The following is an 11,024-nucleotide window of genomic DNA, read 5'->3' as shown; positions in this document are numbered from 1 at the left end:
GGGGCCCGGACCTTTTGTTTATAACTCCCGGGGGGCCCCCCCCCAGCCCCCCCCCAACACCCGCGGGGGGGGCTGAAGCTCCAGCCTCGCCGGCGTTTGAGGCGCGGGGGTCCGGGGGCTGGCCCCCGGCAGCGGCGCCGCACCTACGGGACGGCAGGGCCACATCCAGCCCCGCCGGCGATTGAGGCGCGGGGTTCGGGGCGGAGCCCCGAGAGCCGGCCGGCAGGGTCAGGACGGCAGGGGCGTGGCTCCGGGGGCCGGGGACGAGGCCACGCGGGTGGCGCGGCACGTGCCCGACGCTTCCAGGGCCGCCGCCACCTTCGCCCCCGATTCCGGGTCCCGGACCAGGAAGGCAGTCGTCGGCCCGGAGCCCGAGACCAGCGCGGCCAGGGCCCCGGCCTCGGTGCCCGCGGCAAGGGTGTCGGCCAGGGACGGCCGCAGCGACAGGGCCGCCGTCTGGAGGTCGTTGGCCAGGACGGGGGCCAGCGCGTCCGGGTCGCCCGAGGCCAGGGCGGCCAGCAGGGCCGGCGAGGCCACCGGCTCCGGGATGCGCGTACCGGCCGTGAGGCGGTCGAACTCGCGGAAGACGGCCGGGGTCGACAGCCCGCCGTCGGCCACCGCGAACACCCAGTGGAACGCCCCGGCCTCCACCGGGGTCAGCAGCTCGCCGCGGCCCGTGCCGAGCGCGGCGCCGCCGACGAGGCTGAAGGGGACGTCGCTGCCCAGCTCCGCGCAGATGTCGAGCAGTTCGGCGCGCGGGGTGTCCAGGCCCCACAGGACGTCGCACGCCAGCAGGGCGGCGGCTCCGTCCGCGCTCCCGCCCGCCATGCCGCCCGCGACGGGGATGTTCTTCGCGATGTGGAGGTGGACGGAGGGGTCGAGACCCGCCCGCGCGGCCAGGATCTCGGCGGCGCGCGCCGCGAGGTTGGTGCGGTCCAGGGGCACCTGGTCGGCGTCCGGACCCGCGCAGGTCACCTTCAGTTCGTCGGCCGCGGTCGCCGTGACCTCGTCGAAGAGGGAGACGGCGAGGAAGACGTTGGCCAGGTCGTGGAAGCCGTCGGGGCGGGCCGCGCCCACCGCGAGCTGCACGTTGACCTTCGCGGGGACCCGTACGGTCACGCTCGTACGCTCGCTCACAGCGCGGGCCTCTCCGCCTCGGGCTTGTGCTCGGCGATCGCGGCGAACTGCTCCACCGTCAGCGACTCGCCGCGCGCCTGCGGCGAGACGCCCGCGGCGACCAGCGCCGCCTCGGCGCCCGCCGGCGATCCGGCCCAGCCGGCCAGCGCGGCGCGCAGCGTCTTGCGGCGCTGGGCGAAGGCCGCGTCGACGACCGCGAAGACCTCGGCCTTCGTGGCCGTGGTCTTGATCGGCTCGGTGCGCCGCACCAGCGAGACGAGACCGGAGTCGACGTTCGGGGCGGGCCAGAACACCTTGCGGCCGATGGATCCGGCGCGCTTGACGTGCGCGTACCAGTTGGCCTTGACGGAGGGGACCCCGTACACCTTGTTGCCCGGCTCGGCGGCGAGCCGGTCGGCGACCTCCGCCTGCACCATGACCAGGGTCCGCTCGATCGTCGGGAAACGGTCGAGCATGGTCAGCAGCACCGGCACGGCCACGTTGTACGGCAGGTTCGCGACGAGCGCGGTCGGCGCCGGGCCGGGCAGCTCCGTCACGAGCATCGCGTCGGAGTGGACCAGCGCGAAGCGGTCCTTGCGCTCGGGCATCCGGGCCTCGATGGTGGCGGGCAGCGCCGCGGCGAGGATGTCGTCGATCTCGACGGCGGTGACCCGGTCCGCCGCCTCCAGCAGGGCGAGCGTCAGCGAGCCCAGTCCCGGCCCGACCTCGACGACCACGTCGTCCGGGCGCACCTCGGCGGTGCGCACGATGCGGCGCACCGTGTTGGCGTCGATGACGAAGTTCTGGCCCTTCTGCTTCGTCGGGCGTACGCCGAGGGCGGCGGCCAGCTCCCGGATGTCGGCGGGGCCGAGGAGGGCGTCAGAAGGGTTCTCGTTGGGCTGCTGCTCTGCGGTGCTCACCGGTAAAGCCTACGGCCGCAGTGGGGCCACGGACTCGCCCCCCGCTGCACGTAGAGCTTCTTCGCCCGGTACGTCTGTTCCGTGCCCGGGGCGTCCTGGGGGCGGCCGCTGCCGCCGAGGGCCTGCCAGGTGCGGACGTCGAACTGGTAGAGGCCGCCGTACGTGCCCGAGGCGTCGGTGGCGCCGGGGCGGCCGCCGGACTCGCATTGGGCGAGTGCGCCCCAGTCGAGGCCGTCGGCGCCGGCGACGGAGGTCGGGAGCGGCTTCGTGCCGACCTTGACCAGTTGGGTGACGGGCTCGCGGACGATCTCCTCCGCGATGCGGCGGGGCTTCTGGCGGACGCCATTGACGGTGCGCAGGCCGTAGGTGACCCTGCGGGCGCCGGGGCGGCCGGCGCGCTCGACGACCTCGGTGCCGGCGAAGAGGGTGTCGTCCTCGACCTTCTCGGTCTCGTACGCGATGCGCTCCTCGCGGACCTCGCGGGTACCGGTGATGCGGAGCACGGTGACGGTCTGGCCGTCGCGGGGGAAGGAGCCGGGGGGCACGGAGGTGGTGTCCTGGCCGCGGAGGGTGATGCCGGCCTGGTCGAGGGCTTCCTGGACGGTGGCGGCGTTGGTGCGGATGGTGCGTTCGCGGCCGTCGGCCATGAAGGTGACGCTGCGTTCGGTGCGGACGCTGAGGGCGAGGCCGGTGCGGGGGACGGGGGCGGTGCGGGGGGCGGAGAGGTAGGCGCCTTCGGCGCGGATGCCGAACTGGCGGAGCGCGCCCTCGACGGTGCGGGCGGTGGTCCACACCTCGCGCCGCTGGCCGTCGAGGGTCAGGTGGAGGGGGCGGCCGTAGCGGACGACGACCTCCTCGCCGTCCTCGAGGGGTTCGCCGGGGGCGGGGGCGACGAGGTCGTGGGGGCCGACGCCGAGGCCTTCGGCGGCGAGGAGTTCTTCCACGTCGTCGGCGAAGGTGTGGAGGTTCTTGGGGACTCCGTCGACGGTGAGGCGTACGGACTTGTCGGCGGCGACGAAGGCGGTGGTGCCGCCGGCGAGGAAGGCGACGACGAGGGCCTGCGGTACGAGGCGCCGCCAGTTCCCTGCCGGGGTGGCGGGGGTGAGGATGCCTTCCGGGGCGGCGGGGGCGGTGCGGCCGCGGGCGCGGTGGCCCGTGGCGGGGCCGGGCCCTGGCGGGGGCTCGATGGTGGTGGTGCGGCCCCGGGCCCGGCGGCCCGACCCGGACCCCGCGGTGGGGCCGGTGCCGCTGCCGGGTGTCGGCCCCGGGCCCGGGCCGGGGGCCCGGCGGCGGCCCGAGCCGGGCGCCGCGGGGGCTTGCGGTGCTTCGGCCGCGTGCCAGTCCATGGCCGGGGGGTCGGACAGTGCCACGGCAGCCGACCACTCCGCGGACGGCGCGGCGGGGTCAGGGGCGGGCCCGCCCGTGCGGCTCCCGGCCCGGCGGCGGCCCGAGCCCGGCGCGGCGGTCTCGGACAGCGCCCCGGCGGCGGCCCACTCGGCCGGGGGCCCGGCGGGGTCCGGCGCGGACCGGCCCGTGCGGCCGCGGGCTCGGCGACGGCCCGGTCCCGGCGCGGCCGGTGCGTAGGGCGCCTCGACGGCGGGGGGCTGCTCGGGCAGCGGCTCGGCGGGGGGTGGGGCCGTACGGCCGCGGGCCCGGCGGCCGGTGCCGGGGGCCTGCGACGCGGCGGGGGCCGGTGGTGGGGTCGCGCGGTCGCGAGCCCGCCGGGCCGCCCGGCGGTCCCCGCCGCGCGGGGAGGGAACCCCCGGTCCGGGCTCCGGCGGGAGCGGTCCCGCACCCAGGCCTTCGGCACCGGCCGGCCAGGGCGACGCCCCCGCCGGGACGGGCCGCGCGGATTCCGACTCCCCCGAACCCGCCGGCCAGCGCGACGCCCCCGCCGAAGCGAGCGACCCGGCCTCCGGGTCTCCCGTGCCGGTCGGCCAGGGCTGCCGCTCCGGGTCGCCGGCACCCGCCGGCCAGGGTGATGCTCCCGCCGGGGCGAGCCGCCCGGGTTCCGGATCCCCCGTACCCGCCGGCCAGGGCTGCCGCTCCAAATCCCCGCCTCCGGCCGGCCAGGGCGACGCCCCCGCCGAAGCGAACGACCCGGCCTCCGAGTCCCCCGTGCCGGTCGGCCAGGGCTGTGCCTCCGGATCCCCGGCGCCTGCCGGCCACGGCGACGCCCCCGCCGGGGCGAGCCGCCCGGGTTCCGGGTCCCCCGAACCCGCCGGCCAGGGTGACCCCGCCGAAGCGCGCGGCCCGGCCTCCGAGTCCCCCGCACCCGCCGACCAAGGCTGCGGCTCCGGATCCCCGCCTCCGGCCGACCAGCGTGACGCCCCCGCCGAGGCGAGCGACCCTGATTCCGAATCCCCCGTACCCCCCGACCAGGGCTGCGGCTCCGAATCCCCGGCGCCCGCCGGCCAAGGCGACGGGCTCCCCGCGGCCGGCCAGGCCGCGGGCTCGTACGCCCCCGGGACGGGACCGCCATGGCGGTGACTGCCCTGCGTATCGCTCACGACGCTCGCTCCACTGGTGGTCCGGACCCGCTGGTTCGGGCACGGCACCATAGCGGAGGAGTCGTCACGGACCAAAGTCGCGTGGCTACACAGAGTGTCGACGCGTGCCGGGTCCGACCGGGCGGGTCAGTAGGCGAAGGCGCGCGCCGTGTTCGCCGCCAGGGCGGTGGCCATCGCGTCCTCGTCGATGCCGCGGACCGCGGCCATCGCCCGTACCGTCAGCGGAATGAGGTACGGCGCGTTGGGCCGTCCGCGGTACGGCGCCGGGGTCAGGTACGGGGCGTCGGTCTCGACGAGCACCAGCTCCAGCGGGGCGACGGCCAGGGCTTCGCGCAGCGGCGCCGCGTTCTTGAAGGTGACCGTGCCGGCGAAGGACATGTAGTAGCCGGCGGCGGCGCACTCGCGGGCCATGTCCGCGTCCCCGGAGTAGCAGTGGAAGACGGTCCGCTCGGGCGCGCCCTCCTCCCGCAGGATGCGGAGCACGTCGGCGTGGGCCTCGCGGTCGTGGATGACGAGGGCCTTGCCCTGCCGCTTGGCGATCTCGATGTGGGCGCGGAAGGAGCGCTCCTGCGCCGCCATGCCCTCGGGGCCGGTGCGGAAGTAGTCCAGCCCGGTCTCGCCGACCGCCTTGACGTGGTCGAGGGCGGCCAGTGCCTCGATCTCGGCGAGGGCGTCGTCGAGGGCCGTGTCTCCGCCGCCGGTGCGGGCGCCCTGGCGGGACCAGCCTCCCCCAGCCCCAGGGGGCTGGGAGGTGCCCCCAGGGTCGCCGTGGACGATGCGGGGGGCCTCGTTCGGGTGCAGGGCGACCGCCGCGTGGACGTTCTCGTACGCGGCGGCGGTCTCCGCGGCCCATCGGGAGCCCTTCACGTCGCAGCCGACCTGGACGACCGTGGTCACGCCCACCGAGGCGGCCCTGGCCAGGCCCTCCTCGACGGTCCCGGACTGCATGTCCAGATGCGTGTGCGAGTCCGCCACCGCCACCCGGAGGGGTTCGGGCAGCGGCGGCAGTGCGTCCTTGGAGGCTGAAGAGGTGGTCATACGGCCGATCTTATGACCGGCGGAAGAGCCCCAGCAGTCGGGAGAGCCAGCCCCGGCGCTCCTCCTCGGCGGCGTCGATGGCGACGGGTCCGGGGGCGTCGTGCGGCTTGGGCGTCTTGCGCGGCTTCGGGGGCCTGGGGAGGTCCACGCCCGCGGGCACCGGTCCGGCGATTCCGGGAGCGATGCGGTGGTGGTAGAGCTGGTCGATCGTGCCGAGCACCGAGGAGACCTGGCCCGCGCGCATGATGCGTACGACGTGTCCGCCGCAGTTCAGGCAGGTCGGGTTGGACAGCGGGGAGGAAACCCGCTCGCCCTTGACCGTGTACATGATGAACGGCTGGCCCGTGCCGTCGACGTGGTGTTCTATCGCGTACGCCTGCTCCCAGCCGTACCCGCACCTCATGCAGGCGAAGGAGTACGCCTCGTGCACGGTCTGCACGCCGGCCTCGGCGGGTACGACGGAGACGGGTACGGGGGTGTCAGCGATCTCACTCATGCCAGCTCCTCTTGTTCCACTGGTGCCATTGCCAGTGGACGCCTCTTCGGGCGGGAGCGCATCAGGCCCTGTCTAGTGTTGGACGGTCTTTGGGCGACTCATGCCCAAAGCGCCCGGTGCGCGGTCTGAGCTTTGCTTTTCAGGTTAGCTCTTTACCGACTTACGGCACCTTTTGTGCCGCATTCTTTGCCGCGACGACCGCGTCGAAGACCTCGCGCTTGGGTACCCCGGCCTCGGCGGCGACGGCCGCGATGGCCTCCTTGCGCCGTTCCCCCGCCTCCTCGCGCACCCGTACGCGGCGCACGAGCTCCTCGTCGTCCACATCGCCGGGGGCGGCCGCGGGGGCGCCCTCCACGACGACGGTGATCTCGCCGCGCACGCCCTCGGCGGCCCAGGCGGCCAGCTCGCCGAGCCCGCCGCGCTTGACCTCCTCGTACGTCTTGGTCAGCTCGCGGCACACGGCGGCCCGCCGGTCGGCGCCGAAGACCTCGGCCATGGCGGCCAGGGTGTCGTCGAGCCGGTGCGGGGCCTCGAAGTAGACGAGGGTGCGCCGTTCGGCCTCGACCTCGCGCAGCCGGCCGAGGCGCTCGCCCGCCTTGCGCGGCAGGAACCCCTCGAAGCAGAAGCGGTCCACCGGCAGCCCGGACATCGCCAGCGCGGTGAGCACGGCGGACGGCCCGGGGACGGCGGTGACCTTGATGTCCTTCTCCACGGCGGCGGCGACCAGCCGGTAGCCGGGGTCGGAGACCGACGGCATGCCCGCGTCGGTCACCAGCAGCACCCGCGCGCCGCCGGCCAGGGCCTCGACCAGCTCGGGGGTGCGCGCGGACTCGTTGCCCTCGAAGTACGACAGGACGCGCCCGGTGGTGTGCACGCCGAGCCCCTGGGTCAGCCGGCGCAGCCGCCGGGTGTCCTCGGCGGCGATCACATCGGCCCGCTCCAACTCGGCCGCGAGGCGCGGCGGGGCGTCCGCGAGGTCGCCGATGGGGGTGCCGGCGAGCACCAGGACGCCGGCCGGAGAGGAGGTCTCGATACCGCGGGGCTGGTCAGTTGTCACCCGCCCATCCTCTCAGCCCGCCGCCCCCACGTTCCCCGCCGCTGGGGCTCTCACAGATCCTTTCCCTACGATGTGCCGGTGACCAGTACCGCGATGCCGCCGCCCAGCCCCGCGGGGGCCCCGCCCGCCCCGCCGGCGGGACGCGAAGAAGAGCCGTCCACCTGGCTGCGCCGGCTGCGCGCCTTCGGCTACGTGCCGGGCGCCGCCGGGGCGCCGCGCGCGGACGTCCGCACCCGCCTGGTGCCCCCGTACGCCAAGCCCTCTCCACAGCTGTGGATGACCTTCGGCCTGCCGCCGGAGGTGTGGGGGACCTGGCAGCGCATCCTGTCGTGGGCGGGGCCGCTGCTGGTGGCGGCGGTGGCCGGGGTGCTGCGGTTCGTGCACCTGGGCAGCCCGAAGGCGGTGATATTCGACGAGACGTACTACGCCAAGGACGCCTGGGCCACGATCAAGCAGGGCTACGAGGCGAGCTGGCCGAAGGACATCGACAAGTCGATCCTCGCCAACCCGGACGGGGTCTCCCTCCCGCTGGACCCGGGCTACGTCGTGCACCCGCCCGTCGGCAAGTGGGTGATCGGGCTGGGCGAGTGGATGTTCGGTTTCACGCCCTTCGGCTGGCGGTTCATGACCGCCGTGCTCGGCACCCTGTCGGTGCTGATGCTGTGCCGGATCGGGCGCCGCCTCTTCCGCTCGACCTTCCTGGGGTGCCTGGCCGGCACGCTGCTCGCGGTGGACGGCCTGCACCTGGTGATGAGCCGCACCGCGCTGCTCGACCTGGTGCTGATGTTCTTCGTGCTGGCCGCCTTCGGGGCGCTGCTCATCGACCGGGACCGGGCCCGGGCCCGGCTCGCGGCCGCGCTCCCGGTGGACGACGAGGGCCGGACCAGACCCGACATGAAGATCGCCGAGACGCTTCGGCTGGGCTGGCGCCCGTACCGGATCCTGGCCGGCGTCTGCCTGGGTCTGGCGGCCGGTACGAAGTGGAACGGCTTCATCGCCCTGGCGTTCTTCGGCGTCCTCACCGTGCTGTGGGACACCGCCGCGCGGCGCACCGCGGGCGCGGGCTCCCCGCACGCGGCGATGATGCGCCGCGACAACTGGCCCGGCTTCCTGGCCCTCGTCCCGGTCGCGGTCGTCACGTACGTCGCCTCGTGGTCGGGGTGGATCTTCAGTCCGGACAACGGCAAGGGCGGTTACCTGCGCGACTGGGCGGCCAAGAACGACCAGAACAGCTCGCTGTCGTTCCTGCCGGAGTGGCTGCGCAGCCTGTGGCACTACGAGACCGAGGTCTACCGGTTCCACGTCGGCCTGACGTCGGGGCACACCTACGAGTCCAACCCGTGGAGCTGGCTGGTCCTGGGCCGGCCCGTCTCCTACTTCTACGAGTCCCCCGCGCCCGGCACCGACGGCTGCCCGGCGACCGAGGCGGGCAAGTGCGCCCGCGAGGTGCTGGCGCTGGGCACCCCGCTGCTGTGGTGGGCGGGCTGCTTCGCGCTGCTGTACGTGCTGTGGCGGTGGTTCTTCCGCCGCGACTGGCGGGCGGGCGCGATCGCGTGCGCGCTGGGTGCGGGCCTGCTGCCCTGGTTCAACTACCAGGAGCGGACCATCTTCTTCTTCTACGCGGTGGTCTTCGTCCCGTACCTGTGCCTGGCGGTGGCGATGATGATCGGCGCACTGCTGGGCCCGGCCGGGTCGAGCGAGCGGCGGCGGGCGCTGGGCGCGATCGGGGCGGGGGTGCTGGTCCTGCTGATCGTGTGGAACTTCATCTACTTCTGGCCGATCTACACGGGCCAGACCCTGCCGATGGACTCCTGGCGCAGCCGCATGTGGCTGGACACCTGGGTCTAGCCAGGCGGCAGCGGGCCGTCCTACGGCGCCCGTCGGAGGGCCTTCCCGTGTGCCGGGAGGGCCCTTCCGTCATCTCCGGCCGCCTTCCCCACCCTTCCCGCCGTCGACATGACGGTCCGGTAACAAGCACGGTCCGGAGCCGTGGCACCACGTAAGGTCTGCACCAGAGGTTCTTTGAACATGTTCAGAGAGCTGGGATCACGGGGGAAGGACAGCAGTGAACGGGGCAGCGAAGGGTGCCATCGTCGGCGGGGTGTTCCTGGCGATGGTCGGCGGGGCCGGATACGGGGTGTACGCCCTGGTCGGGGACAGCGGGGACGGCAAGAGCGGGGGCGGGACCAACAGCGCCACCTCCGTCAAGGCGGAAAAGGGCAGCGGGCCCGTCACCGAGAAGGAGGCCGCCGCGGCCGCCAAGGCCTTCCTGGCCGCGTGGGCGGCGGGGGACGAGCGGACGGCCGCCGACCTGACGAACAACCCCGCGGCCGCGCAGACCGCGGTCGGGGAGTTCAAGACCAAGGCGCACGTGTCGAAGGCGGTGATCACCCCCGGCGCGGCCAAGGGCACCGCCGTGCCGTACAAGGTCGAGGCGGAGATCACGTACGAGGGCGTGACCAAGCCGCTAGCCTACGACTCCCAGCTGACGGTGGTGCGGGGCCTGACCAGCGGGAAGCCGCTGGTCGACTGGCAGGAGTCGATCCTCCACCCGCAGCTCCAGAAGGGCGAGAAGCTGCGCGCGGGCGCGCCGGCCACCCCGCCGGTCAAGGCGGTGGACCGCAACGGCGAGGAGCTGAGCGCGGAGAAGTACCCCTCGCTGCGGCCCGTCCTCGACGAGCTGCGCACCACCTACGGCGGCAAGACGGGCGGCAAGCCCGGAGCCGAGGTGTGGATCGAACCGGCCGGCGGGCCCAAGCGGACGCTGCTGACGCTGGTCGAGGGCGAACCGAGCGTGCTGAAGACGTACCTGGACGCGAAGGTGCAGGCGGCCGCCGAGCAGGCGGTCGCCAAGTACCCCGAGGCCTCGGTGGTCGCCGTCCAGCCGAGCAGCGGGCACATCCTGGCCGTCGCCAACCACCGCGCCGACGGCTTCAACGCGGCGATGAAGGGTGCGAGGGCTCCCGGCTCCACGATGAAGATCGTGACGGCGGCGATGCTGATCGAGCGGGGGCTGGTCGCGGCCGACAAGCCGGCGGAGTGCACGAAGGACGCGCAGTGGGGCGGCCGCACCTTCCACAACCTGAAGAACTTCGACGCGCCGGGCGCGACCTTCGCGACCGCCTTCGCCAAGTCCTGCAACACCGCCTTCATCAAGCCGATCGACCTCGTGAAGGACGATGCCGCGCTGTCGAAGCAGGCCACGGAGGTCTTCGGCATCGACCTGAACTGGAGGACGGGCGTCGTGTCCGTCGACGGCAAGGTCCCGACGGCGACGGGTGCGGAGGAGGCCGCCGGGTACATCGGGCAGGGCCGGATCACCATGAACCCGCTGAACGTCGCGTCCATCACGGCGACCGCGCGCACCGGGGTGTTCCGCCAGCCGCTGCTGGTCTCCCCGGAGCTCGACGGCCGTACGATCGCGACGGCCCAGCGCCGCATGAAGCCCTCGGTGCAGCAGCAGCTGGTCTCCATGATGCGGCTGACGGCGAGCAGCGGGACGGCCCAGCAGACCATGGCCGCCGTCGGCGGCTCCGACAAGGGGGCGAAGACCGGCTCCGCGGAGGTCGGCGGCTCGGGCAGCCCGGACAGCTGGTTCACCGGCTACAGCGGGGACGTTTCCGCGGCGGCGATGGTCGAGGGCGGCGGCCACGGCTCCGACGCCGCCGGGCCGATCGTGGCCCAGGTCCTCAACGCCGGCTGAGACAGCCCCGTGTGCGGCACCGCTGCTGGGGCTCCGCCCCCGCACCCCGCGCCTCAATCGCCTGCGGGGCTGAGATTGCCCCTGTGTGCGGCGCCGCTCCTGGCGGCTCCGCCCCAGACCCCGCCGGGCTCTGCCCGGACCCGCGCCTCAAACGCCGGCGAGGCTGGATTTGGCTGCCGTCAGC

8 protein-coding genes are annotated in these 11,024 nt (G+C 74.5%); 2 read left to right on the top strand and 6 right to left on the bottom strand.

What is annotated here, in order from left to right:
- Nucleotides 1-228: 228 nt before the first annotated feature.
- From ACFWBN_RS19345 to rsmI, 6 genes are all read right to left on the bottom strand, one after another.
- Nucleotides 229-1,137: a 4-(cytidine 5'-diphospho)-2-C-methyl-D-erythritol kinase gene (locus ACFWBN_RS19345; protein ID WP_385178084.1), complete on the bottom strand. Its 909-nt coding sequence runs from the start codon at nucleotides 1,135-1,137 to the stop codon at nucleotides 229-231.
- A complete protein-coding gene (rsmA, locus tag ACFWBN_RS19340; protein WP_385178083.1) occupies nucleotides 1,134-2,036 on the bottom strand; it encodes a 16S rRNA (adenine(1518)-N(6)/adenine(1519)-N(6))-dimethyltransferase RsmA in 903 nt (300 codons plus the stop codon). Before rsmA ends, ACFWBN_RS19345 begins: the two co-directional genes overlap by 4 nt.
- Complete coding sequence (locus tag ACFWBN_RS19335; RefSeq protein WP_385178094.1) at nucleotides 2,033-3,382, bottom strand: ubiquitin-like domain-containing protein; 1,350 nt, start codon at nucleotides 3,380-3,382, stop codon at nucleotides 2,033-2,035. Before ACFWBN_RS19335 ends, rsmA begins: the two co-directional genes overlap by 4 nt.
- A 1,290-nt stretch (nucleotides 3,383-4,672) precedes the next feature.
- Nucleotides 4,673-5,584 carry a TatD family hydrolase gene (locus ACFWBN_RS19330; protein WP_385178082.1) on the bottom strand — a complete coding sequence of 304 codons (912 nt, stop codon included), beginning with the start codon at nucleotides 5,582-5,584 and terminating at the stop codon, nucleotides 4,673-4,675.
- Between the two features lie 10 nt (nucleotides 5,585-5,594).
- Nucleotides 5,595-6,080: a hypothetical protein gene (locus ACFWBN_RS19325; RefSeq protein WP_385178081.1), complete on the bottom strand. Its 486-nt coding sequence runs from the start codon at nucleotides 6,078-6,080 to the stop codon at nucleotides 5,595-5,597.
- Between the two features lie 160 nt (nucleotides 6,081-6,240).
- On the bottom strand, nucleotides 6,241-7,137 hold the full coding sequence (gene rsmI / locus ACFWBN_RS19320) for a 16S rRNA (cytidine(1402)-2'-O)-methyltransferase (protein WP_385178080.1): 897 nt from the start codon (nucleotides 7,135-7,137) through the stop codon (nucleotides 6,241-6,243).
- Between the two features lie 78 nt (nucleotides 7,138-7,215).
- Between rsmI and ACFWBN_RS19315 the strand changes: the two genes are divergently transcribed.
- Both ACFWBN_RS19315 and ACFWBN_RS19310 read left to right on the top strand, forming a co-directional pair.
- Nucleotides 7,216-8,985, top strand: a complete 1,770-nt coding sequence (locus ACFWBN_RS19315) for a dolichyl-phosphate-mannose--protein mannosyltransferase (RefSeq protein WP_385178079.1) — start codon at nucleotides 7,216-7,218, stop codon at nucleotides 8,983-8,985.
- A 217-nt stretch (nucleotides 8,986-9,202) separates the two neighbouring features.
- On the top strand, nucleotides 9,203-10,840 hold the full coding sequence (locus ACFWBN_RS19310) for a penicillin-binding transpeptidase domain-containing protein (RefSeq protein WP_385178078.1): 1,638 nt from the start codon (nucleotides 9,203-9,205) through the stop codon (nucleotides 10,838-10,840).
- Nucleotides 10,841-11,024 lie beyond the last annotated feature (184 nt).

The sequence above is a fragment of the Streptomyces sp. NPDC059989 genome (genome assembly GCF_042736975.1).
In the GTDB taxonomy this organism is placed as follows: domain Bacteria; phylum Actinomycetota; class Actinomycetes; order Streptomycetales; family Streptomycetaceae; genus Streptomyces.
Note: the sequence above shows the minus strand (reverse complement) of the source record. Positions and strands in the feature narration are given on the sequence as shown.